Below are 24282 nucleotides of genomic sequence, written 5' to 3'. Positions count from 1 at the left end.
GTTTGCAGGGCGCAGGCCAAAATCGTTAGAGATACTGCCTTTTTCATAGTCTCGGGCCGTTTAGATAATACCGGTAGTACGAAGTGCTTCACGCACCTCTTCGTGGTACTGCTCACTCAGCACAGTCAGCGGCAGACGGATACCATCAGCCATCAGACCCATCTCAGTCATCGCCCACTTCACAGGAATTGGGTTAGCTTCAACAAACAGCGCGTTATGCAGCGGCATCAGTTTGTTCTGAAGCTCACGGGTCTCCTCTGCCTGACCAGCAATAGCCAGTTTGCACAGTTCTGCCATCTCTGCTGGTGCTACGTTTGCAGTCACGGAGATGTTTCCGACACCACCCAACAGCATCAGTTCCGGCGCAGTACCGTCATCACCGGAATAAACCGCAAAGTCAGCCGGTACGCTGTCGATTACCTGCTTAGCACGCTCCAGGTCACCGGTCGCCTCCTTAATACCGACGATGTTTGGAATAGGTGCGAGACGCGCTACGGTTTCCGGCAGCATGTCACACGCGGTACGACCCGGTACGTTGTAAAGAATCTGCGGAATATCTACGGCTTCAGCAATCGCTTTAAAGTGCTGGTACAAACCTTCCTGAGTCGGCTTGTTGTAGTAAGGAGTCACCAGCAGGCAGGCATCCGCACCCGCTTCTTTCGCTTCGCGGGTCAGCTCGATCGCTTCTTTGGTCGCGTTGGCACCAGTACCGGCAATAACTGGGATCTTGCCGGCCACTCGTTTGATCACGCGTTTGATTACCTGGCAGTGCTCGTCACAATCAAGCGTTGCAGATTCACCGGTGGTACCCACCGCTACGATCGCGTCGGTACCCTTATCCAGATGGAGATCAACGACCTTATCCAGGGCGTCCCAATCAATATCTCCATTGGAAGTCATCGGGGTAACAAGCGCAACTAAGCTGCCAGTAATCATGTTTATCTCCATAGATGTAAGAGAGTGTATCGTAACGACCATGCAGAACCGTTACTACTCTTGTGCGGCCTTTACTCTGTATTTAAATCCAGGCCGTACTTGTTATCGTATAAGGGTTGGATATTCTATACGATTTTCTACACTCTTGAGTAGCCATCCAACCGATTGAAAATATAGGGAAAGCCGATGAGCACCGTAGCAATTGATCAACCTGTAGCCGATTTCACTGCAAATGCGACCAGCGAGCAAACAGTAACCCTCTCAGAACTGCGCGGCAAAAACGTGGTTATCTATTTCTACCCGAAAGACAGCACCCCGGGCTGCACCACCGAAGGCCAGAATTTTCGCGACCTGATTGACGAATTTACCGCTCAGGACACCGTTATCTTTGGCGTATCCCGTGACGGTATGCGTGCGCATGAGAACTTCAAAGCTAAACAGTCGTTCCCATTTGAGTTGATCAGTGACCCGGACGAGGAACTGTGCAAGCAGTTCGATGTAATCAAGCTGAAGAAAAACTACGGCCGCGAATACATGGGCGTTGATCGCTCAACCTTCCTTATCGACAAGGAAGGCGTTCTGCGCAAGGAATGGCGCAGTGTGAAAGTGAAAGGTCACGTAGATGAGGTACTGGAAGCGGTGAAGGCTCTGTAAGAACGCCTCCCCCTCCATTACAGAAACAAGTCGGGCCGGACTAATTCTCCGGCCCTTCAAGAACTTGTTGCGGCGCTTTCGGCCAGGCATTCACTATCGCCTTAACCAGGGTCGCCAACGGAATGGCAAAGAATACGCCCCAGAATCCCCACAGGCCACCAAACAGCAATACCGCCACTATGATCGATACCGGGTGCAGGTTTACCGCCTCGGAAAAGAGCAGCGGTACCAATACGTTGCCATCCAACGCCTGAATGATGGCATAGGCGATCATCAGGTACATGAAGTCATCGGTCCAGCCCCATTGGAAGAAACCGATCAGCGCAACCGGCAAGGTCACCAGCGCAGCACCGATGTACGGGATCAGTACCGACAGGCCCACCATAATTCCCAGCAGCGCAGCATAGTCGATCCCCAGAATCGCAAATACGATATAGGTTGTAGCGCCAACAATGACAATCTCGATCACCTTACCACGCACGTAGTTCGCAATCTGGTCATCCATCTCACGCCAGACCTTGGTCATCATCTCGCGCTTTGCGGGCAGGAGTGAAGCCCACCAGCTGGTAAGCGCACGGCCGTCCTTAAGGAAAAAGAACACCAGGATTGGCACCAACACCAGATAGATCAGCAGCGCAACAACACTACCGATCGAGTTGATCGAGAAGGTCACCACCCACTGCCCCACCTGGGAGAGCTCACTGGCAGCCTGGTTGATTAAGTCATTTACCTGCTCTGCCGAGATCATATCCGGGTATTTTTCCGGTAGGAGCAGCGCCAGGGCCTGAACTTCACTCAATATTCGGGGCAGTTCATTGAACAGATTCCCCGCCTGCTTCCACACCAACGGTAGAATAAACAGCAACGTCGCCAGAAAGACGCCGACAAACAGCAGAAAAACCAGTAGAACCGACCAAATATGCGAGAAATTGCGCGATTCCAGCCAGTTGACCGCTCCCTGCATCAGGAACGCCAGGATCAATCCCGCAAATACCGGTGTCAGCATCTGCCCCAAGGTTAGGATTACCAGCAACGCGGCACCCAACAGCACAAACAGCAGCACCGCCTCCTCATCCGAGAAGTAACGATCTATCCATTTGCTGAATATTCTATGCATTATCGATTCTCAACTCTCAGGTCGCAGATCTAGCCACGCTGAATAATATAGACGTACGGCTCTTCATCGGTGAACGAATCAAGCATCACGTGGTCGGATTGTTCTGTGTACGCCTTGAAATCGCGGATCGACCCTGCGTCCGTCGCAATCACTTTTAACACCTGACCAACCTCCAGTCGGTTAAGTGCTTGTTTTGCCTTCAATAAAGGCAATGGACAGTTCAGGCCTGAGGCATCCAGGATTTCATCAATTGCAGGTTCAGTCATTAACGTATCTTTACAGCGTACTGGGTTGAGTAAAATTCATCAGCCCAGCACTATATAACAATTTTTTAAGTATTAGCAGCGCGTTTTCGGACGGATTCTAAACCATGCCTATTTATCGCTTTTTTCTACCGCTGATAACATCTTTATTATTGGTTTTTCAGACTAATTCACTACATGCGGCCAGTAGCGGCCTGCCATCGATCAGTGACAGCGGCTTCTCAACCACACCGCAGGAAGAGTACCTGCTTGGCCGTACCTGGGTACGCATGCTACGCGGATCAGCGCGATTGTATGAAGACCCGGTCGTTGTCGCCTATCTGGAAGATCTGCTCTGGGACGTCGCCCAATACAGCCAACTGACAGACCACCGCCTTGAACTTGTTGTGCTGGATAACCCAACCCTGAACGCCTTTGCTGTTCCCGGCGGGATTGTAGGCGTACATTCCGGGCTTGTTGAAGCCGCCCAAAGCGAAGACGAACTCGCATCCGTGATTGCCCACGAATTGGCGCACTTGAGCCAGCGCCACTACGCGGCCCAGATCGATCAACAGCGTCGCAACCAGCCGTTCCTGCTCGCAGCAATGCTTGGCAGCCTGCTTATCGCTGCTGCAGACAGCCAGGGAGGTACCGCCGCACTGTCTTCAACCGTCGCCGCAAACCAGGCCTCCATGCTTGCCTTCAGCCGCCAAAACGAACGAGAGGCGGATTACATCGGCATGCAAACCCTGACCGCTGCGGGTTTTGATCCAGCCGCAATGCCGAAGATGTTTTCCCGCCTGCAGGCCAATGCGCGCTTTGGCAGCAAGCCACCGGAATTTCTGCTGACTCACCCGGTAACAGAGTCCCGTATTGCAGACTCCCTTAACCGCGCCGCAAACCTGCCGACACCAGATCCGCGCCCTGACGCCATCGACTTCGATCTGGTACAGGCCCGCATTATTGCCAACTACGCGCAAGATGCAGACAAACTGCTCACTAGCTTGGCAAGTAAGCCTAAGAAACAGGACAACGACACCCTGCGCTACGCCACTTTGATGGCGGCAATCAAAGCGAATAAGTTCGACCTGGCAGCGGAAGCTGCCAACGAAATGAGTGCTGACTTCAAACAGAAGCTTCCGGTTCGCCTGGCGCTGGCTGAATTAAACATAGCGCGCAAACAATACAGCAAAGCTAAGCGGGAGCTTCGCGCCGTTCTGAAACTGTTCCCGGACAACTATCCGACCAATGCGATTTATGCCGAATTGCTGTTGCACCAGGGACAGAATAGCCATGCGATTGCGGTATACAAAAAGCTGGCCGAGCAGCGTCCTAATGACCCAAACATCTGGTACAACCTGGCGGAAGTTCAAGGATTGGCAGGTAACACACTGGATGTCCACATTGCACGCGTTGAATACTTTATGCTGACCGGCAACCTTGATCTCGCCCTACGACAGCTGAAGTTTGCGCAGCGCACTCCTCAACTGACCGAGGAAGAACGCTCACAGCTGGAAGCCCTGGAACAGGAAGCGAAACAGATCAGAGAACAGATGAAAAAGGTGATGTGAACCAGCATCAAACGGACAGGCACAAAAAAGCCGCACATCTGTGCGGCTTTTTTATTTGCGGAATACGAAAACGTTTTTACTTATTCATATCCGCAGAGAAATCGAGCATACGCTGCAGTGGACGGCGTGCATCTTCAACCAGTTCCGGCGATACGATCACTTCGTCCTTACCTTCCTGCAAGCACTGCATGATATTCTCCAGATCATTCATCGCCATCCAAGGACAGTGCGCACAGCTGCGGCACGTTGCACCAGAGCCTGCGGTTGGCGCTTCCAGGAACTCTTTGCCTGGCGCTGCCTGCTGCATCTTATAGAAAATCGCACGATCAGTTGCCACAATAAAGTGCTTGTTTGGCAGATCGTGGGCAGCCTTGATCAGCTGAGAGGTCGAACCTACGGCATCCGCGATCTCAACCACAGAATCAGGCGACTCCGGGTGTACCAGTATCGCTGCATCTGGATATACCTGTTTCAGCTCCAGAATACCTTTCGCTTTGAACTCTTCATGCACGATGCAGGCACCATCCCACATCAGCATTTCGATACCGGTCTGCTTCTGCACGTAAGCACCCAAGTGCTTATCAGGCGCCCAGATAATCTTCTTGCCTTCATCTGCCAGGTGCTCAACCACCTGCAGTGCGATACTGGAGGTTACTACCCAGTCTGCACGCGCCTTAACTGCAGCAGAGGTATTGGCATAAACAACCACTTCATGGTCAGGATGCGCATCACAGAACGCACTGAATTCATCGATTGGGCAACCGATGTCGAGGGAACAGGTCGCTTCCAGTGTTGGCATCAGAATGCGCTTTTCAGGACTCAGGATCTTCGCCGTCTCACCCATAAAGCGCACACCAGCAACAATCAGCGTACTGGCTTCATGCACACTACCAAAACGCGCCATCTCCAGAGAGTCAGACACACAGCCGCCCGTCTCATCAGCCAGTTCCTGAATCAGAGGGTCAGTGTAGTAATGCGCTACCAGACACGCATCCTTCTCTTTTAACAGTTTTTTAATCTGCGACTTGTACTCTTCGACCTCTTGGCGAGAGTGACCGGAAGGAAGGTGCTCTTTTGCAAAGTGCTCCTGGACCAAAATGCGGTCGGAGATTTCCTGCTTGCTCAACATGTAAGTAACTGTTTCTTAATTATAAAGGCTGTATTGAAACTCCAGACGGTAAACCCTCTGGCCGCAGTCCGATTATACCATAGTCACACCACAGCTGGATTACCGTGCGGTGATAATAAAGCAACAGAATCTGTAATAAACAGCGGAAACGAAAAAGGAGCACCAATGCGCTCCTTTTTCTGAATCTGGTGGGTCTTATAGGATTCGAACCTATGACCAATTGGTTAAAAGCCAACTGCTCTACCAACTGAGCTAACGACCCGGTAGAGATCATTGAGTGGTGGGTCGTATAGGATTCGAACCTATGACCAATTGGTTAAAAGCCAACTGCTCTACCAACTGAGCTAACGACCCGCTCAATGGAGTGCGTATATTACGCTCTCATTTTTAAAGTGCAAGCACTAATTGTTAAAAATCTTACTTAAACAATAATTTTTTCAACAAGTTAAACGTATCGGGTTGGATCAGCCACGCCAGCGTCCACAAACCCCTTGGCACGCAGGCGACAGCTATCGCACTGCCCACACGCACGACCATCACCGTCTGCCTGATAGCAGGAAACCGTCAGACCGTAATCCACACCCAACGCAGTACCCTGCTGGATAATTTCGGCTTTGGTCAGGTCAATCAACGGCGTTTCCAGCGTCAACTTAGTTCCGGTTACACCGGCCTTAGTTGCCAGGTTAGCCATTGCCTCAAATGCGGCGATATATTCAGGACGACAGTCAGGATAGCCGGAATAATCCACAGCATTCACACCGATAAAGATGTGATGCGCATCAAGCACTTCTGCCCAGCCTAACGCCAGCGAGAGAAATACCGTATTGCGGGCAGGAACATAGGTTACAGGAATACCCTCTTCCTCCCCCTCTGGCACATCGATGCTGTGATCGGTTAACGCGGAGCCACCGAAATCCTCGAGATGCAAACGCACAACACGGTGCTCCTTAGCCCCCATCTGCGCTGCAACTTTACGCGCCGCATTCAGCTCTGTCACCGAACGCTGGCCGTAATCAAAGCTCAGCACATAACATTCGAATCCCTGGTCTTTTGCCATCGCCAACGCAGTAGCAGAATCCAGGCCACCAGACAGCAGAACGACTGCCTTTTTAACAGCACTAGTCATAAAAAAATTCCAGGAAAACGATTACTGGCGCTTAAACTCTTCAACGAGCGGCGCAACATTGGACTTCGGATGGTTCTTCAACACGTAATCCAGATATTCATCGGAACGTGCTTTATCACCCAAATCACTATAGATCACACCCAGCTTGTATGCCGCATGCGGCGCTTTGGGATGATCAGGAAACTGACCGAGTACGAGCGCAAACGACTCACGCGCCAACTCAAGCTTCTGCTCCGCGTGGTGAATCTCACCCATCCAGTAGTGTGCATTTGCTACGCGAGGACTGTTCGGATAATCACGCACGAAAGCATTAAACGCTACTACGGCACCGGAAAAATCACGTGCACGCACCAATGCAAATGCATCACGGTACGCTTTCGAATCAGAGACGCCGTTTTTCACACTTGGAGCGGGCTGCGCTGGCTTAACCTGCGGCTGCACCGCTGTAACAGCACCGGTAGAACCCGTCGCCGCCTGTTGCTCGGACTGTAGAGTAGACGATTCCGCAGCTGTAGATGCCGCGCTGCTATCGGCTTGCCCGGATGTGGCGGGTACTGACTGGTTATTAGAAGCCGCACCTGCAGGTGCGCCTGCGCCCTGATTACTCATCAGAGTGCTGATTCGGCGATCCAGATCACGGTATCGGTCCAGCTGCTGACGTTCCATCTTTTTCATGCGGAAAGCCTGCTGCTCAAGCTCACCACGCAAGGAACGTACTTCATCCTGCAGCTGTTGAATGATCATCAAGAGTTGCGCATTGCCACTTCCAACGGGTGGCTGAGCGGCCAGATTGCCCTGCGCCTGAACCGGCTGGTCATCTGTGCGAATCTCGATAACAGGGGGGGATGCCGCCATGGCGCCAGCACTGAAAGACAGTGCCAGCGCGATGGTGGAGAATCGACGAACTGAAGACATTAGTTGCTAACGTATTTCAGCTCTACGCGACGGTTCTGAGCCCAGGACTCAGAGTTGTGACCCAGCATTGCTGGCTTCTCTTCACCGTAGCTGATGGTTTCGATCTGGTTAGCGTTTACGCCGTTAACCTGCAGGATGCGAGCAACAGCCTGTGCACGACGCTCACCCAGAGCCATGTTGTATTCACGGGTACCACGCTCATCCGCGTGACCTTCCAGGCGTACAGACGCGCTTGGAGTTGCTACCAGGTAAGCAGCGTGTTTTTCCAGAGCTGCCAGACCATCCTGTTTTACAACAGACTTGTCGAAGTCGAAGTAGAAAACAGACTGCAGAGCAGCTGCAGCTGCAGCGTCAGCAGCCGCTTTCTGTGCAGCCATTTCAGCAGCAGAAACGCCACCGGAAACATCAGCACCCTGAGTGCTAGCAGAAGTGTCTGCAGTATCAGTACCTGTAGCACCAGTATCGGTACCACCAGTTGTACTACAACCTGCAGCCCATGCTACAGACAGAGTCAGCGCAACGGCCTTGGCTACATTGGAAGCTTTCATCGAATACTCCTGTAATATCCTTGATATGCTGGTCTCAACCAACATTAAAAATCGGTAAATTTAGATTATTCCCAACTGACGCATACGTTATAGGCTGGCCGCACTTATTGCAAGTACGGAGACCACGCCGGTTCACGCACATGCCCCTGCGAATCAGGCAACAGAAAACGTACGTTGCCATCAAGAGTTACACCACCCAGAACCCCTCGAGTACCCTTCTGTGTAGCATAAAGAATCATACTGCCGTTTGGTGCGATAGTCGGCGACTCGTCCAGGAAGGTTTCAGTCAGCACATCCACGCGTGACGTCTTCAAATCCTGTACGGCAATTCGGAATACATTGTCATCCCCCCGGTGCACCATCGCCAGGAAACGACCATCCTGAGTCAGCGAACCACGCCCGTTGTAGTTTCCTTCGTAGGTCAGGCGATCAATGGTTCGGCTCTTCAGGTGCATCTGATAAATCTGCGGTAATCCACCCCGATCAGACGTAAAGATGATGGAACGACCATCCGGTGCCCAGCTCGGCTCAGTATCAATACCATAGTGGTGGGTCATACGGGTCAGCTTACGCTTGAGCAGATCCAGGATGTACACTTCAGGGTTGCCGTCTTTGGACAAAACCAGCGCCATCTTACTACCATCAGGCGACCAGGCTGGCGCACCATTCAGCCCTCTGAACGACTGTACCTTCTGACGCTGACCGGTACGCAGATCCTGGATATAGATCGCTGGACGGGTGCTCTCAAACGACACATAAGCCACGCGACGTGCGTCTCGGGACCAGCTTGGCGACATAATAGGCTCTTTCGATTCCAGAATGGTACGCGGACGCGCGCCATCGGAATCCGCCATGCGCAACTGGTAGCGGTAGTTATCCGGCCCCAGCTGCTGCGCCGTCACATACAGAATACGGGTATAGAACGCCCCCTTAACGCCGGTCAGGTATTCATAAATATTGTCGGCAATAACATGGGCAATATCCCGCAGGCCGTTACGGCTGCCTACACGCGCATCGCGCAGGATCAGCTCCTCTTTGATCACGTCGTACACTTCGTACTCGACACGCACCGAATCACCTTGTGCAGGACTCATACGACCGATAACCAGAAACTCCTGTCCCAGAGAGCGCCAGTCGCGAAACGCAACTTCATTCTGACGGGTTGGGTTGCTGAGCATGTTGTCGCGATCCATAACACGGAACAGACCACTGCGCGCAAAATCGTTGGCGATCAAACCTGCAACATCTTCAGCCAAACCATAACTTCCGCTCCAGGAAAACGGCACTACCGCCAGCGGCGTTGGTTTATCCACACCCTGTGTCACCTCAATACGTAACTCCGCCTTGAGCGGCAGTGAAACCAGTAACACAGACAACACAGCAAAGATGTATTTATAAAGTCTCACTGTAAGATTCTCCGATCTTTTGAATGACATGTTTACGCTTGTACATTAGCGAGTACGACACGCACACAATATCAGTAGTTCCAATAAAACTGATGTTACTTACTGCCTAGCGGCGCAAATCTTCTGGGCGGAAGATCATCGTGAACTTGCGGTAATACCGGTCAAACACCACAGGATCAAGTTTCTGTAACTCGGGGAAGCGCTCAGCTTTCATCACCGCACGTACCGCATCACGGTCAAACCGATCATCACCGCTGGACTTACTCACATACGCATCATCCACCTCTCCTGAAGGTAGCAGATGAATGGAGAGCTCAACGACCATTCCGTTACGGGCACTTGCAGATCGACGCCAGTTGCTAGAGATCAGATCGCGTACGTACGACTCATAACTCTGTGCGGTCTGACGCCCCTCTTCTTCCGCCAGCAACGCCTCCTCTTCAGCCATTGCAACAGCCAAAGCATCTTGACGCGCTTTTTCAGCAGCCGCTTTGCGGCGCGCCTCGTCCTCAGCTTTGCGTTTCTTCTCGGCCGCTATACGTTCCTGCTCTTTCCGCTTGCGTTCAGCTTCCGCTTTTTTGCGTGCATCTTCGGCGGCCTTTTTCTCAGCGGCCTTTTTCGCAGCCAGTTCTTTCTGACGCTTCGCTTCAGCCTTGCGCTTAGCCTCTTCCGCCTTACGCTTCTTCTCAGCTTCCTTCTTGCGCGCTATTTCCTGTTTACGCTTCTTCTCTTCCGCAGCTTTCTTGGCTGCCTGCTCTTTACGCTTTTTCTCAGCAGCTTGCTTCTTTGCTATCTCTTGCTTGCGCTTCTTCTCAGCCGCAGCTTTCTTACGCTTTTCTTCCGCTACTTTCTTCTGGCGCGCCTGTTCTGCAGCTTTTCTCTTAGCGGCGTCTGCCTGACGCTTTTTATCGGCCTGCGTGGTCACCGTTTTCAGATCTACAATCTGGGCACTGACATGCCTCGGCACACGGCGCACCTCTTTCTCCTGGTCAAACCAAACATCCGCCAGGACGAAGAACACCGCACCGTGCAACAACAGCGCCAATAAGGCAGGGACAAAATAACTGTTTAATTTCACCCGATCGGCCCTACTCGGTAACCAGTCCGACAGTGCCGGCACCCGCCTGCTGCAGCAACACCATCAACTGCACCACTGCGTTGTAATCGACATTCTTGTCACCACGCACCAGCAACATTTTGTCCTGATTGGCCGCCAGAATTTTTTGCACGCGATCAGAAACTGTTTCAGCATCCAGCGGTTCTTCCGGATCTCCTCCCACATCAATAAAGTACTGCTGCTCGGCGTTTACAGTGATAATGACTGGCTCTTTGTCCTTGTCATCTACCGGCTCGGCGGCGGCTTTTGGCAACTCTACCTGAACCCCCTGCGTCAGCATCGGCGCGGTGATCATAAAGATCACCAGCAACACCATCATCACGTCGATATAAGGTACAACGTTGATCTCGGCGTTTAGCTTTCGGGTTTTACGATGGCGTCTGATCATATCCGCACCTTAAGACGCCGCGTGAACACGACGGTGCAGCACCGCAGAAAACTCGTCTGCGAAGGTTTCGTAACTACCCAGCAGGTTTTCAGCTTTTGCTGAGAAACGGTTGTAAGCAATAACGGCCGGAATCGCTGCAAACAAACCAATCGCCGTTGCCACCAAAGCCTCGGAGATACCCGGCGCTACAGATGCCAGGGTTGCCTGATGCACATTTGCCAGGCCACGGAAGGAGTTCATGATGCCCCACACGGTACCAAACAAACCGATATACGGGCTTACCGAACCTACGGATGCAAGAAACGGCAGATGCTGCTCCAGCTTATCCTCTTCGCGGGACATCGCCACGCGCATGCCTCGCTGCACGCCTTCCATCACCGCATCCGGATCGGACGTGCGCTGCTGGGTCATGCGGGTATATTCTTTCAAGCCTGCGCGAAAGATATTCTCGGCACCACAGTCCGGATTTGGGTGTTGGGTCACTTCTCGATACAGAGCACTCAGATCTACCCCGGACCAGAATCGCTCCTCGAAATTCATTAGCGCTTTTTTAGTGCGGCGCAGGAAGAAGTGTCGCTGGAAAATCATCACCCAGGAGAGCAATGACGCCACAACAAGCATTAGCATCACAAGCTGAACAACAACACTGGCGTTAACCACCAGGCTCCAGATAGACATCTTCTCAACCACTTCGGCTGCCCTCTATAACTGTACGAGTAAGCTCAGGCGGACGGGTCGCCTGTTCAGGAAAATTGGGTTTCAAATTATACCGGCGGGATATATCAGAGATCACGTCCTGTGCCTTGACGGTTAACCACGCTAACCGAAAAAACCGACACTAAACCGCATACCACCACCTCGCTTGAGCCCCTTACGGGTGACAGCTTGAGATGGGACGACAATCCTTGCCAAAAGTTCACACACTAAATCTGTTTATTTAGAACCACCAACGATGGCCCCGAACAACAGGACTTAACGGGAAACAATAACAGGTGCGGATTACATTAAAAAGGAGAGAAACTTACAGGGGATACTTAAGGGTGAGAGGCGATGCTGCGCACCGCCTAACTTACGGCTTTGAGGGACTCACCCTCAACCTGACAGCTGACACAACGTTGCGCCACCGGGTTGGCACAGAGCCGGTTCAGCTCGATATCTTCGCCACAATCAATACAGATACCGTAGTCACCTTCCTCAATGCGGTGCAGTGCTTCAATACAGGCCCGGATCTCTTCGGTATGACGCGAGAGGTTCAGCAGATTGACGGCGACGGTTGCAGCCTGCTCCGCCTCTTCAGCACGATCATGGCTTTCGCCTGCGAACGTGACCTCACCCATTTTCTGAGTATCACGAAACTCTTCACGCGCCTCTTCACGCAAACGCTTGAGGTCTTTCTCTATCTCAGCCTTTAACGCAAGTATCTTAGATGCCGTGACAATAGTGCCCATGTGCAGACCTTTTTTATCGTTATATGATGATGACTACCATCTTAGACAAAGGTCTGGGATACGGGCGTTGACAGATATCAGTCAGGGCTGCATAGCTAAACTAAGTTGCGATCTATTGATCCATGTCCGGTTTGTCGATACCGAAGTGGCGATAGGCATGATCTGTTGCTACACGGCCACGCGGGGTACGCATAATAAAACCCTGTTGGATCAGATATGGTTCCAGAACATCCTCGATGGTGTCGCGCTCTTCGCTGATGGCAGCTGCAAGGCTTTCCACGCCCACGGGGCCGCCACCAAACTTCTCGATCATGGTCAGCAGCATACGGCGGTCCATGTGATCGAAGCCGCTGTTATCCACATTCAGCATATTCAGCGCACGATCTGCCAATTCAGCGGTGATATGACCATCCCCTTTGACCTCGGCATAGTCGCGCGCACGTCGCAGCAAGCGGTTGGCAATACGCGGCGTACCGCGGGAACGGCAGGCAATCTCTCGCGCACCATGATCATCAATGCCTGTGCCCGACAAATCAGCAGAACGGCTCACAATACTGGAGAGGTCGTCGATATTGTAGAACTCCAGGCGCTGCACAATACCGAAACGATCACGCAGCGGCGACGTCAGCAAACCCGCACGGGTTGTGGCCCCCACCAGGGTAAATGGCGGCAGTTCCAGCTTGATCGAACGCGCAGCCGGGCCTTCACCAATCATGATATCCAGCTGGTAGTCCTCCATCGCCGGATAGAGCACCTCTTCCACGTTCGGGCTCAGGCGGTGGATCTCGTCGATAAAGAGCACATCACCCGGCTCAAGGTTGGTCAGCAAGGCCGCCAGGTCACCCGCTTTTTCCAGCACCGGACCGGAAGTGGTTTTGATCTCCGATCCCATCTCATTAGCGATAATATTGGCCAGCGTGGTTTTACCCAACCCCGGCGGACCAAAGATTAGTGTGTGATCCAACGCCTCTCCACGCCCTTTCGCGGCATGGATAAAGATCTCCATCTGCTCACGCACCACCGGCTGACCCACATAATCCTCTAGGGTTTTGGGACGAATCGCCCGGTCCTGGGCTTCTTCAACCGGGTTACTGGCTGGCGTTACAAAACGATCTGCTTCGATCATGAATGGAGCCTCAAAATCACTTTTAACTAATTAAACTGATACAGGTTGTGGTTATTCGGGTTCTGGCCGCCAAGATCAGCCGGTCACCATTGACTTCAGGGACTGACGGATCAGATCTTCACTGCTAGCTCCAACCCCCAGCGCCTTCTCTGCCGCGGCAATCGCTTTAGTCGCCTGGACAGGCTTGTAACCCAGGGCTACCAGTGCACTTTCAGCCTCGGCACGATGATCGGTTGCAGGCATAACTGGCTCAGCCAGATCCGGATCGCCGCCACCACTAAGCTGGAACTCGCCGAAGTCTTTAACCTGCAGATCCTTGAGTTTGTCTTTCATCTCAACGATCAGGCGCTCGGCGGTCTTTTTACCCACACCCGGCAGTCGTACCAGTGCAGCCGTATCCTGATCATGAACAGAGCGCACAAAATCGTTGGTACTGATGCCCGACAAAATGGTCAGCGCCAGTTTAGGCCCAACACCGTTTACCTTGATCAGCGTACGGAACAGCAGGCGCTCTTCACGATCAGCAAAACCGTACAACAACTGGGCATCCTCACGCACAACGAAATGCGTAAACAGAATCACCTGCTTGCCCAGCTCTGGCAAACGATAAAAGGTATTCATGGATGCCTCCACTTCATACCCCACACCATTCACATCGATCAACAGTTGTGGCGGGTGCTTTTCCAGCAACTCCCCTTTCAGCCGTCCAATCACGGTCTTACTTCTCCATATCCCGGGCGGTCTCCTCAGATTCCAGACGGTGACCTGCCACAATAAACTCCGGCAAACGCAGATCGGCAAACACCGCTGCCATACGTGCCGCGAAAATCAATCCCATCGAGATCAGCGCCAGCAGGCGATCATCGATCGAGCCGTTAAAGGCAACAAAGAAAATAGCCCCCGCCATCGCCGGGGTGGCATAGATTTCACCCCCGCGGTGCAGCACCAACGGAATCTCTCGGGTAAGAACATCGCGAATCATACCACCCGCGGTACCGGTGATCATGGCCATCATCACAACAACCACACCGGATTGTCCCATCGCCAACGCTTTCTGCGCCCCCAAAATAGAGAACAGCGCCAACCCCATCGCATCCAGAACCAGCAAGGCGCGGCGTGGATAAGCGACATAACGACAAAGAATAAATGCCCCCACAGCAGAGATAATCGCCGTCCAAAGATAGCTGGTATCCGCCAGCCAGGAGACCGGGTGTGCATTGAGGGTGATATCCCGAATAGTCCCGCCACCCAGCGCAGTCACAATAGCCAGAATAACAACACCCAGGATATCTACACGCTTGCCCTGAGCCGCTAGCGCACCGGTTACGGCAAACACCGCCACCCCAACGATCTCAGCAAGGTAGATAAAGGATTCGTACTGCATTTAGCGCCACCGGCCATTTCTGTTTCGGCGCGCACCCGCCATCTGTACAAGACTGGCACGGGTATGCGCATGACACAGCGCAATGGCCAGCGCATCGGCAGCATCCACCTGGGGCAAGCCCGGCAATTTGAGAATATGCGCCACCATATGCTGTACTTGGGTTTTATCGGCAGAGCCTTTGCCCACAACAGCCTGCTTTACCTTACGCGCGGCATATTCGTGTACCGGCAGATCCTGATTGGTACCGGCTACAATGGCGACACCACGCGCTTGCCCCAGCTTAAGGGCAGAATCCGCGTTTCGGGCCATAAACACCTGCTCGATCGCCATCTCCTGCGGACAATAGCGATTGATAACTTCAGTGACACCCTCATACACCTGCTGAAGACGCTCCGGCAACTCATCGCCTTTGATGCGAATACAGCCACTGGCCACATATTCATTTTTCGATCCCACGCTGTTGATCACACCAAAGCCGGTGATACGGGAGCCTGGATCGATACCTAGTATTAACATAAAACCGTCTGTTCCAATCGTCGCCGACCATAATACGCCGGACTGCAATGCTTGATGCAACCAGTATTTATAGCCAACGAACAAAAAAGCCGAGACAGCGGTCTCGGCTTTTTCACGGAGCCTTGAGCACTATTGCCCCCGGCTCCATTAGATCCCCAAAGGGACTTAAGGAGTTTTGCGCAGCTTGATGTTCAGCTCGCGCAGCTGAGCCGCGCTTACTTCCCCTGGAGCCTCAGTCATCATGCAAGATGCACTCTGAGTTTTCGGGAACGCAATCACTTCACGGATGGAGTCGGTACCTGTCATCAGCATGATCAGACGGTCCAGACCAAACGCCAGGCCACCGTGTGGAGGCGCACCGTACTGCAGCGCTTTCAGCAGGAAGCCAAACTTATCGTCCGCTTCTTCGTCAGAGATACCCAGGATCTCCAGTACAGTTGCCTGCATCTCTTGGTCGTGGATACGAACGGAACCACCGCCTAGCTCGCAACCGTTCAGAACCATGTCGTATGCACGGGACAGGGCTTCCAGCGGGTTCGCTTTCAGCTCGTCAGCAGAGCAGCTTGGTGCAGTGAATGGGTGGTGCAGCGCAGTCAGGCCACCGTCGTCGGTCTCTTCGAACATCGGGAAGTCAACAACCCACAGCGGTGCCCACTCACACTGTGCCATATCCAGGTCTTCGCCGACCTTGATACGCAGCGCACCCAGCGCTTCAGAAACAATCTTCGCTTTGTCGGCACCGAAGAATACGATATCACCGTTCTGAGCACCCAGACGCTCCATGATCGCCATGGTTACTTCTTCGCCCAGGAACTTGATGATTGGAGACTGCAGGCCTTCGATGCCGTTTTCGATCGCGTTAACCTTGATCCATGCCAGACCTTTCGCACCGTAGATACCCACGAACTTGGTGTATTCGTCGATGTTCTTACGGGTCAGCTGAGCACCACCTGGTACTTTCAGCGCAGCCACGCGGCACTTAGGATCGTTTGCAGGACCTGCAAAGACCTTGAACTCGATCTCAGCCATCAGGTCAGCAACGTCTACCAGCTCCATTGGGAAACGCAGGTCCGGCTTGTCGGAACCGTATTTCTGCATCGCTTCGGAGAATGGCATACGTGGGAAGTCACCCAGATCAACACCTTTCAGTTCCAGGAACAGCTTGCGGATCATGGTTTCGGTGATACCCATGATACCTTCCTCATCCATGAAGGATGTCTCGATATCGATCTGGGTAAATTCCGGCTGACGGTCAGCACGCAGGTCTTCGTCACGGAAACACTTAGCCACCTGGTAGTAGCGGTCAAAACCGGACACCATCAGCAGCTGTTTGAACAGCTGTGGAGACTGCGGTAGCGCGAAGAACGCACCTTCGTGCACACGGCTCGGCACCAGGTAGTCACGCGCACCTTCAGGGGTCGCACGGTTCAGGATCGGAGTTTCGATATCCAGGAAGCCGTTGTCGTCCAGGTAGTTACGGATTGCGTTGGTAACCTTGGAGCGGAAACGCAGTTTCTCCTGCATTTCAGGGCGACGCAGGTCGATGTAACGGTGACGCAGACGAACGTCTTCACCCACGTGCTGGTGCTCGTCCAGCTGGAACGGAGGTGTTTCAGACTTGTTCAGGATAACCAGCTCTTTGCCCAGCACTTCGATCTCACCGGTAGGCATATCCGGGTTTACAGTACCTTCCGGACGGTTGCGCACCAGACCACGTACTTCGATTACGTATTCGTTACGTACGCTGTCTGCCAGCGCGAAGCTTTCTTCACGATCTGGATCGAATACAACCTGTGTCAGACCTTCACGGTCACGCACGTCCAGAAAGATAACACCACCGTGGTCACGACGACGATGTACCCAGCCGTTCAGGGTAATTTCTTCGCCAACGTGTTCTTTTCTCAGATCGCCGCAATAATGGCTGCGCATAGTTTCCTGTTCCTGTTAAGTTACCAGTACACCCTCAATAAGGGGTGTCAGAGCTAAATTCAATTCGTTTTCAGACCGCGTTAGCTGCTGCTACCGCTGTCACCGGCCAGATTTTTCTTCTTACCGGTTTTGAAATCTGTTTCATACCAGCCACTGCCTGCCAAGCGGAATCCCGGTGCAGAGACTTTCTTCTCCACCTGGTCGCTATCGCAAGATTTGCAGTTTGGCGCTGGCGCATCACTACGCATCACCAGTTTTTCAAACTCGTGGCCGCAGCTTTGGCATTCGTAATCATAGATAGGCATTGTAAAACGCGTTCCAAATACAGATCTACGGAAAACGCGCGATTATAACCGATTTACCCGTCGGTTACAGGCCCCAAGGGAGGCATAAATGAAGGAGAGCTGACCGGATTCGATCAGCTCATGGGACAGGACTTTTAGTCTGCACTTTCAGGCGCGATGTTTACTTCACCGGTATTACCCAGCAACACCTCGACCTTATGACGAATTTCGTGGATCTGATCATCAGTATACGGCTGTACCGGCACCTTTCCCCAAATTGGGCCGGGCCACGCTGGATCACTCTCCTGACGCACCACATGATGGATATGCAGCTGCGGCACCATATTACCCAGCGATGCCACGTTCATCTTTCTCGCCGCAAATATGTCCGCCAGATTTTCCGCCAGGAAGGATGATTCATGGATCATCTGGCAACGCTCATCCTCCGGCAAATGATAAATTTCGGTCGCACCGGCGCGACGAGGCACCAGGATAAACCAGGGATAGTTCGCATCATTCATCAGCAGCAGGCGACACAGCGGGAAGTCTCCCAGTACAATACAATCAGCGACCAGCTGTGGATGCAGTTCAAATTCCAATTCCAGTTCGTCCATGGTTCCTCCGGAGAAATTTACTTACAATTCCAGACGTTAGCGGATCTCTTACAGATAAGAGTATAGGCAAATATGCTTGATATCGTACTCACTGACAATATCGAATCGATCGGTGCTGAACTTTGGAATGAACTCTGTGGCACCGATTATCCCTTCCTGCGTTACGAATTTCTGCATGCGCTGGAGCACTCCGGCAGCGTTGGCAAAGGTACCGGCTGGCTCCCTCTGCACCTCTCCTTAAAAGACGGAGATACCACTGTTGCCGTAATGCCGCTCTATCTGAAGCAGCACTCCTACGGTGAGTACGTATTTGACTGGGCCTGGGCTGATGCCTACTCACGCTACGGCCTGGACTACTACCCCAAACTACTCTCGGCGATACCGTTTACGCCCGCCTACGGCCCCCGCATCGGGACAAAACTGCCTCTTGAACAGGTCATTCCAGCGATCCGAGAAGGCATCCCACAGATCGCGGCGAAACTGAGCGCCTCCTCCTGGCACGGTTTGTTTGCCCCGAAAGACACCATTGAGCTATTTCAGTCTGAAACACTGATGCCTAGACTGGGCAGCCAGTACCATTGGTTTAATCGCGATTACCGAGATTTCGACCATTTCCTGGAGCATTTCAGCTCACGCAAGCGCAAGAATCTGCGCAAGGAAAGGAAGAAGGTGACCGATCAGGGTGTGGAGCTACGCACCTTTGCGGGAAACGAGATCTCCGATGCCCTGCTTCACCGCTTTTACCACTTTTATCAGATCACCTATCTGAAACGTGGCCGCAAGGGTTACCTCACACCGGAGTTTTTCACCCTGCTGCGTGACACCATGCCGGAACATCTGGTGCTGGTCCCAGCATTTGTTGATGGACAAGCCGTCGCCGGAGCATTGTCACTGCGCAGCAGTACAACCCTGTACGGACGCTATTGGGGTTGCCTTGAGGAGTACGACAGCCTGCACTTCGAAACCTGTTATTACCAGGGCATCGAATACTGCATTCGGGAGGGATTAGAACGGTTTGATCCAGGTGCCCAGGGTGAACACAAGATCCAGCGCGGCTTCGAACCGATCGAGACCTGGTCGGTACACTGGATTGAAGACCCCGGATTCCGTGAGCCTATTGCACGCTTCCTTGAAGAGGAGGAAGCAATGATGCGAGAACAGATCGCCGAACTCACCACCTGGTTGCCTTTCAAAAACGACCAGTAAGTTGAAATGCAGTGCATCCACCAGACAAGGGACACCCTGCTTGATGACGACTTACAACGTTGTCGCGGCAATCCAGCCAGCGTTCAGCAGCGGGATGTTGTAGTGGATAAAGGTCCGCACCACTGTGGCCGAGATATGTCGTGACCTTAACGGTTACTCACACAGTGAGCTAAAGCTGGTACAGACGCTTGTCTGCAACAGCCTCGTTGATCACTCGAAGCTTGAAGAAAATCCCGGCGGTATCTTACTCGGATCAAACTCCGCGACCTGGGTCGCAAAGGTCCAGTTATAGCCGTTGGGATCACGTAAACAGGCTGTGCGGTCGCCCCAAAACTGGGTTTCGATGTCGCCAACCCTTTCCGCCCCTGCGTCTACTGCCCTTTCAGCAAGCGCGTCTACATCTTCACAATACACATACAGACCGATGGGAGACATCTGACCACTGGTGACGGGAGACTGCTGAGGTGAGCCAAAGCTTCCTTCGGTTGCAAACATCGCGATCAGATCACCGTCACGCCGAACCTCTGCATGTACACCTTTACCGTCAAGATCACGCATCATAACGGCGCCTTCAAAACCGAAGGCCTGTTGATAAAACGCCAGCGAAGCATCGGCATCACGCACCATGATATAGGGCGTGAGCAACGCAGTTTGTTCCGGTTTCCAAGATTGCTGAGACATGTTCTTACCCTCCTTTATATGCCCCAGCTTAGCAGCCGTTTAAAGTTCGCGAGGGATATCGAGGATGTTTCCAGATGTTATATATTCATTGCCGCCCAGACGTCCCAGCGGGTCGAGTCGGTCCGCCATCACTTTAGTGCGCCCCTTGGCATCAGTAGTAACCACCTCATCGTCCAACCAGATGCGCTCCAACTTACCAAACACCAGGTTCTGATCGTTATCACCAATGGTATCGAGCTTGTATAACTCACAGGCAAATGCAATACGGGCATCTTTCAAACGTGGCAGATCAAAGCCATCAAACGGAACTGTATCCATCTCCACCAACTCAAGCTCAGACTCTCCCTCTGGCAGCACTTTAGCTGACCTGGTCATCTGTGGCGCCAACTCCGGATACGCCAGATGAATCACAAACTTTTTACGCTCAACAATATTGCGGAAGGTATCTTTGTCACTGCCATCCGGCTTGCGTCCCATCGACAACATAACCACCGGCGGTGCACTGCACACAGCGTTGAAATAGGAAAACGGTGCCAGATTCAGCTTGCCGTTTTCATGCTCGGACAACACCCAGGCAATTGGCCGCGGCACGACCGTTTGCGTCATGGTGTGGTAAACCTGATTTTGTGACAGCTCTGTAAGATCAATATTCATCTTTTGCTTCCGCACGGTGGTTTTAAAACGCTGTAATTATGACATTTTCTCATAAAAAGCCCCGTTTTGGCTGTGCATATGCAGCATGAAACAGATAATTCTTGAATGAATTTCATATGAAAAAATGTCTGCCAAACTGGTTAGAGATTCACCAACCCCTCGCCTACACTGATAGACCCCGAGCAAAGTTGTGCGGGCAGTTGTCCAGCAAAAATAATAAAAAATCAGCTTATTAATCGAGCTAAGAGGTTTAACAATGCTTACATACGAAGAATGTCTGGATATGTGCGATCTGACCGCTGACGAGGTAGACGCCATTGCAGAGCATGAACATATGGACCCTATGATCGCGCTCGCACTCGGACAGTATCTGATCAACCACGACGGCGAACAGAAGATTAAGCGCATTATTCTGGACGATATACACAAGGCTCAACGCGATGGAAATCGCAGCCACGAATTACTGTTGCAGAAAGTGCTGGAGCACTTCATCGCAACGCACCCTGAACACAGCGCCCGCGCCGCGGCCGCCGCGTAATGGGTACACAAACCAAATTAGATTCCCCTTCCTTCCGGTTGAGCGGTGGCGCAAGCCACCCTCACCGGACATATTTTTTTGACTTACCTTAACAACAGTATAAAGACTCCTGCCCCACCTACTCTAAATCAACAATAAACAAGCAGTCGAAAAAGATCGGTGTACCTTCTCCGGTAAATTCAGAAAGATTAACCATCCCGGAAAGACGAACCGTACCTTCACGCCCTTCAAAAACGCCACTTCCCGACAACACCGCATTTGAATCACCTGAAGCGCCTGTAATATGGGTAATTGGGAAACCATCAGGTGTAACGGTTACTTGGTTTACAGGTTGCACAGAGGTTAAGCCTCGAGTAACCAGTGTACCTTGAGGCAGATTAAAAAACGTCGTACCAACCAACATCAATCCGCCATTCGCTCCACCCGCTACATTAGACAAGCAGTCCGTTGCAGAACCTATAACCTGGCGGTTTTTACCGTTTACCAAATCAACATCGAAGCAAAATGCTTCATCTTCAAAGCCATCACCATCAATATCAGGAACCATTCCAATATACATCTCGTCCGACCCGATCAGGTTAAAAACCCAGCGGTTACCACTTCCCTTTCCCTCACCTGCAAATCCAGTGGATGCGCCAAACAATGCTGCGAGTGCGATTACTGCCAATACCCTCAGTTTCATAGTAAACCTCCAAACTCATTCATAAGGCGGACGAGGTACTGCAGCCCTAACCTTTGCCAATGCGGTTGGTATTCACACCGCTTAGCAAGACGTACGCAAGTTTGAAGCCAAATCTATAACCCTCTGAATTCAAAGCGACTTAGGTTGAGTGATACATTAGAGCATTGTCTGCCTTGTAACTCTGGAGTTACACAAACAGCGCAATATCAAGCCTCCGAAAGCCGGGGACACGGACTAAATAAGGCGATCTTGCGGCAAGCTAAACTTTCCAGAGCAAAAGAAAGCGATTGATAGAAGGGAAAAGAGAGCAAATGATCTGACAACAGATCTAATCTGAGAGGAATACAGGGATAAGGGTGAATCAACCCCGTAGCATCATGAAGCCTATCGATGCAACGGGGTTCATTGAGATTGCGGTCAGAGCATCTTCCTGACGCTTTCGCTTGGAATCATTGGCACTTCTATCTCATCCAGGTTCTTGTACTCAAACTGGTCGCTGATTGCCTGAATCCACTGTTTTGCCCGCGGCAACAACTCACGATCATCTGACTGCATACGTCCACAGCTCACCAGAATACCCATATCGGCACCCAGATAGCTGTATTCCCCCTCGCCATACACCCTGAGATAGAAGGCATTTTCATCGTCGCCGACATTACTCCAGTCGATGGACTTACGGATAAACTCGATCCCGCCGTCCGCCTGCATCTGCCAGATGCCTGATTGCGGTGCTTTGGTAATCAGGCGCACCTGATCTTCGGTATGTTTCAGCACCAACTGTGTCCAACTGCCGAAGTCTGCCCAGCGCTTCTGAATCTCCTCGACATCAATCTCAAAGTCCACATCCATAAACTCCAGCAAGTGGAACAACATCAGCGGAGCACCGCCGTACTTGGATGTCACAAGATTGGTCAAAGGGCTCGCGCCGCTGATTCGCGGGTTGATCTCGCCCAGATACACCTCGCCATCATCGGTATCGACCAGGTAATCAAAACAGAAGGTGCCGCGATAACCGTGCTCATACAACTTGTCGCCCATCGCCTTAACCATAGCGATGGTCTTCTCACGCTGCTCGCCTTGTAGCAGTGCCGGGAAGATATCGTTGCCACACCAGCCACCTTTATATGGTGTCAGTTCGGCGTAGCCCGTAATGTCCGTCTGCAGCGGCCCCACAAGCGTTCCGCATCGTGTTGCGACCGCCTCCACCGTTCCCGGAATATGGTTGATATATTTCATCACCTTGAGGGTTTCGCCAATGATCTTATCGGCATTTTTATCCCAGTCTTCCTGACTGCGGATAAAGAACGTGGTTTTACCGGAATCACCATAAGGTGTCTGCACCACCAGGTTGTCACCCAGCTTTTTCTCTGCAGCCAGCGCCTGAAGCTCTTCATAGGTGGAGGCCTTCACATCCACCAGGTTTGGCGCACTCGGCACACCTGCTTCATTGGCAAGTTGTGTGGTAACGATCTTGGAATCGATATGGGTACGTAAAGCAGCAGAAGGCAATGCCATTTCCAATCCGAGGCTGGCGGCAATCTCTTCTGTTTTTTCGTCAAACATCACGGTAAGCAGCTTGCCACCGCCACCGTTGGCTTCCAGCAGATCAATAGTATCTTTATGACTCAGCAGATAGTTGACCATGTCCTCCATGGACTGGAATTCCCGCTCTCCATCCAGAGTGGGATTGGTAACACGAAAGTGTCCGCCATCAAACGAATCGAAATGTGTCACATATTTAAAGGCCTGAATCCACTGCCCCAATCCCAAGACGTTGTACGCAGTCGGTGAAACAAAATAGATAGGTGTTTTGTTCTTGCGGAAGAACCTATAAATATCGGACAGGCCCTGAAGCTTAATCTCGTTTTCCATATCAAAATCCTCTGTTGCGTACTCTGTTATTTTTGTTGTGTCACTAGATTTTTTTATACTAGAGACTGCTAGCCAACTCGATCTGAAAATTTCTCCAAGAAAAAAACAACTTCTGCAAATTTCTTTTCAGACAACTTGGTCGCTGCAAGTAAAAATGGAAGCGCATGTTTATGTCCCAGCACAACCATTAGACTATGAA

At 52.0% G+C, this 24282-nt stretch carries 27 protein-coding genes and 2 tRNA genes; 4 read left to right on the top strand and 25 right to left on the bottom strand.

The features are described from left to right. Positions 1 to 60: 60 nt before the first annotated feature. Positions 61 to 936 carry a 4-hydroxy-tetrahydrodipicolinate synthase gene (dapA, locus tag ACEQ15_RS19570; RefSeq protein WP_370280949.1) on the bottom strand — a complete coding sequence of 292 codons (876 nt, stop codon included), beginning with the start codon at positions 934 to 936 and terminating at the stop codon, positions 61 to 63. 186 nt (positions 937 to 1122) lie between these two features. Here dapA and ACEQ15_RS19565 point away from each other — a divergent pair, with 186 nt between their 5' ends. After that, on the top strand, positions 1123 to 1590 hold the full coding sequence (locus tag ACEQ15_RS19565) for a peroxiredoxin (RefSeq protein ID WP_370280948.1): 468 nt from the start codon (positions 1123 to 1125) through the stop codon (positions 1588 to 1590). A gap of 40 nt (positions 1591 to 1630) precedes the next feature. Here the strand turns inward: ACEQ15_RS19565 and ACEQ15_RS19560 are convergent, their stop codons facing one another. Continuing rightward, positions 1631 to 2707 carry an AI-2E family transporter gene (locus ACEQ15_RS19560; RefSeq protein ID WP_370280947.1) on the bottom strand — a complete coding sequence of 359 codons (1077 nt, stop codon included), beginning with the start codon at positions 2705 to 2707 and terminating at the stop codon, positions 1631 to 1633. 29 nt (positions 2708 to 2736) lie between these two features. Then, positions 2737 to 2973 carry a sulfurtransferase TusA family protein gene (locus tag ACEQ15_RS19555; protein ID WP_282354977.1) on the bottom strand — a complete coding sequence of 79 codons (237 nt, stop codon included), beginning with the start codon at positions 2971 to 2973 and terminating at the stop codon, positions 2737 to 2739. Between the two features lie 149 nt (positions 2974 to 3122). Here ACEQ15_RS19555 and ACEQ15_RS19550 point away from each other — a divergent pair, with 149 nt between their 5' ends. Further along, positions 3123 to 4520, top strand: a complete 1398-nt coding sequence (locus tag ACEQ15_RS19550) for a M48 family metalloprotease (protein ID WP_370280945.1) — start codon at positions 3123 to 3125, stop codon at positions 4518 to 4520. Positions 4521 to 4596: 76 nt separating this feature from the next. Here the strand turns inward: ACEQ15_RS19550 and nadA are convergent, their stop codons facing one another. From nadA to ACEQ15_RS19460, 18 genes are all read right to left on the bottom strand, one after another. Next, on the bottom strand, positions 4597 to 5649 hold the full coding sequence (nadA, locus tag ACEQ15_RS19545) for a quinolinate synthase NadA (RefSeq protein ID WP_370280944.1): 1053 nt from the start codon (positions 5647 to 5649) through the stop codon (positions 4597 to 4599). Between the two features lie 186 nt (positions 5650 to 5835). Continuing rightward, positions 5836 to 5911 (bottom strand) — tRNA-Lys (locus ACEQ15_RS19540). Positions 5912 to 5927: 16 nt separating this feature from the next. Then, positions 5928 to 6003: transfer RNA gene (locus ACEQ15_RS19535), tRNA-Lys, on the bottom strand. Between the two features lie 91 nt (positions 6004 to 6094). Then, the gene (queC, locus tag ACEQ15_RS19530; protein ID WP_370280943.1) at positions 6095 to 6775 is read right to left on the bottom strand and encodes a 7-cyano-7-deazaguanine synthase QueC; all 681 of its coding nucleotides are present in this window, start codon (positions 6773 to 6775) and stop codon (positions 6095 to 6097) included. A gap of 21 nt (positions 6776 to 6796) precedes the next feature. Continuing rightward, positions 6797 to 7690 (bottom strand): tol-pal system protein YbgF, encoded by an 894-nt coding sequence (ybgF, locus tag ACEQ15_RS19525; protein ID WP_370280941.1) that lies wholly within the window; start codon positions 7688 to 7690, stop codon positions 6797 to 6799. Then, positions 7690 to 8238 carry a peptidoglycan-associated lipoprotein Pal gene (gene pal / locus ACEQ15_RS19520; RefSeq protein WP_370280939.1) on the bottom strand — a complete coding sequence of 183 codons (549 nt, stop codon included), beginning with the start codon at positions 8236 to 8238 and terminating at the stop codon, positions 7690 to 7692. The genes ybgF and pal overlap by 1 nt, the downstream gene beginning before the upstream one ends. 104 nt (positions 8239 to 8342) lie before the next feature. Then, on the bottom strand, positions 8343 to 9644 hold the full coding sequence (tolB, locus tag ACEQ15_RS19515; RefSeq protein ID WP_370280938.1) for a Tol-Pal system beta propeller repeat protein TolB: 1302 nt from the start codon (positions 9642 to 9644) through the stop codon (positions 8343 to 8345). Between the two features lie 106 nt (positions 9645 to 9750). Further along, the gene (gene tolA, locus ACEQ15_RS19510) at positions 9751 to 10722 is read right to left on the bottom strand and encodes a cell envelope integrity protein TolA (RefSeq protein ID WP_370280937.1); all 972 of its coding nucleotides are present in this window, start codon (positions 10720 to 10722) and stop codon (positions 9751 to 9753) included. Positions 10723 to 10732: 10 nt separating this feature from the next. Beyond that, positions 10733 to 11149 carry a protein TolR gene (gene tolR / locus ACEQ15_RS19505; RefSeq protein ID WP_370280936.1) on the bottom strand — a complete coding sequence of 139 codons (417 nt, stop codon included), beginning with the start codon at positions 11147 to 11149 and terminating at the stop codon, positions 10733 to 10735. Positions 11150 to 11158: 9 nt separating this feature from the next. Continuing rightward, complete coding sequence (gene tolQ, locus ACEQ15_RS19500; protein WP_370280935.1) at positions 11159 to 11827, bottom strand: protein TolQ; 669 nt, start codon at positions 11825 to 11827, stop codon at positions 11159 to 11161. Between the two features lie 386 nt (positions 11828 to 12213). Next, a complete protein-coding gene (locus ACEQ15_RS19495) occupies positions 12214 to 12597 on the bottom strand; it encodes a TraR/DksA family transcriptional regulator (protein WP_370280934.1) in 384 nt (127 codons plus the stop codon). A 112-nt stretch (positions 12598 to 12709) separates the two neighbouring features. Continuing rightward, the gene (ruvB, locus tag ACEQ15_RS19490; RefSeq protein WP_370280933.1) at positions 12710 to 13723 is read right to left on the bottom strand and encodes a Holliday junction branch migration DNA helicase RuvB; all 1014 of its coding nucleotides are present in this window, start codon (positions 13721 to 13723) and stop codon (positions 12710 to 12712) included. 75 nt (positions 13724 to 13798) lie between these two features. Further along, the gene (ruvA, locus tag ACEQ15_RS19485) at positions 13799 to 14437 is read right to left on the bottom strand and encodes a Holliday junction branch migration protein RuvA (protein WP_370280932.1); all 639 of its coding nucleotides are present in this window, start codon (positions 14435 to 14437) and stop codon (positions 13799 to 13801) included. A gap of 4 nt (positions 14438 to 14441) precedes the next feature. Further along, positions 14442 to 15107, bottom strand: coding sequence for a trimeric intracellular cation channel family protein (locus ACEQ15_RS19480; RefSeq protein WP_370280931.1), 666 nt, complete (start codon positions 15105 to 15107; stop codon positions 14442 to 14444). Beyond that, a complete protein-coding gene (gene ruvC, locus ACEQ15_RS19475; protein WP_370280929.1) occupies positions 15108 to 15623 on the bottom strand; it encodes a crossover junction endodeoxyribonuclease RuvC in 516 nt (171 codons plus the stop codon). A gap of 165 nt (positions 15624 to 15788) precedes the next feature. Next, on the bottom strand, positions 15789 to 17552 hold the full coding sequence (gene aspS / locus ACEQ15_RS19470) for an aspartate--tRNA ligase (protein WP_370280928.1): 1764 nt from the start codon (positions 17550 to 17552) through the stop codon (positions 15789 to 15791). An 80-nt stretch (positions 17553 to 17632) separates the two neighbouring features. Next, positions 17633 to 17857, bottom strand: coding sequence for a zinc ribbon domain-containing protein (locus ACEQ15_RS19465; protein ID WP_282355023.1), 225 nt, complete (start codon positions 17855 to 17857; stop codon positions 17633 to 17635). Between the two features lie 134 nt (positions 17858 to 17991). Next, entirely contained in the window at positions 17992 to 18450 is a 459-nt protein-coding gene (locus tag ACEQ15_RS19460; protein ID WP_370280927.1) for an HIT domain-containing protein, read from the bottom strand. A gap of 72 nt (positions 18451 to 18522) precedes the next feature. Here ACEQ15_RS19460 and ACEQ15_RS19455 point away from each other — a divergent pair, with 72 nt between their 5' ends. Beyond that, on the top strand, positions 18523 to 19656 hold the full coding sequence (locus ACEQ15_RS19455) for a GNAT family N-acetyltransferase (RefSeq protein ID WP_370280926.1): 1134 nt from the start codon (positions 18523 to 18525) through the stop codon (positions 19654 to 19656). A gap of 210 nt (positions 19657 to 19866) precedes the next feature. On the opposite strand, the gene ACEQ15_RS19450 is transcribed toward ACEQ15_RS19455, so the two are convergent. Together ACEQ15_RS19450 and ACEQ15_RS19445 are read right to left on the bottom strand one after the other, a co-directional pair. Then, a complete protein-coding gene (locus ACEQ15_RS19450) occupies positions 19867 to 20337 on the bottom strand; it encodes a VOC family protein (RefSeq protein ID WP_370280925.1) in 471 nt (156 codons plus the stop codon). Between the two features lie 39 nt (positions 20338 to 20376). Next, complete coding sequence (locus tag ACEQ15_RS19445) at positions 20377 to 20991, bottom strand: flavin reductase family protein (protein WP_370280924.1); 615 nt, start codon at positions 20989 to 20991, stop codon at positions 20377 to 20379. A 256-nt stretch (positions 20992 to 21247) separates the two neighbouring features. On the opposite strand from ACEQ15_RS19445, the gene ACEQ15_RS19440 reads away from it, so the two are divergent. Next, positions 21248 to 21529 (top strand): hypothetical protein, encoded by a 282-nt coding sequence (locus ACEQ15_RS19440; protein WP_370280922.1) that lies wholly within the window; start codon positions 21248 to 21250, stop codon positions 21527 to 21529. 118 nt (positions 21530 to 21647) lie between these two features. Here the strand turns inward: ACEQ15_RS19440 and ACEQ15_RS19435 are convergent, their stop codons facing one another. Beyond that, the gene (locus tag ACEQ15_RS19435; protein ID WP_370280921.1) at positions 21648 to 22211 is read right to left on the bottom strand and encodes a hypothetical protein; all 564 of its coding nucleotides are present in this window, start codon (positions 22209 to 22211) and stop codon (positions 21648 to 21650) included. Positions 22212 to 22628: 417 nt separating this feature from the next. Next, positions 22629 to 24083: a biotin carboxylase gene (locus tag ACEQ15_RS19430; RefSeq protein ID WP_370280918.1), complete on the bottom strand. Its 1455-nt coding sequence runs from the start codon at positions 24081 to 24083 to the stop codon at positions 22629 to 22631. Positions 24084 to 24282 lie beyond the last annotated feature (199 nt).

It is taken from the genome of Pontibacterium sp. (genome assembly GCF_964228735.1).
GTDB lineage: Bacteria > Pseudomonadota > Gammaproteobacteria > Pseudomonadales > Balneatricaceae > Pontibacterium.
This window is presented reverse-complemented; position numbering and strand designations above follow the sequence as displayed.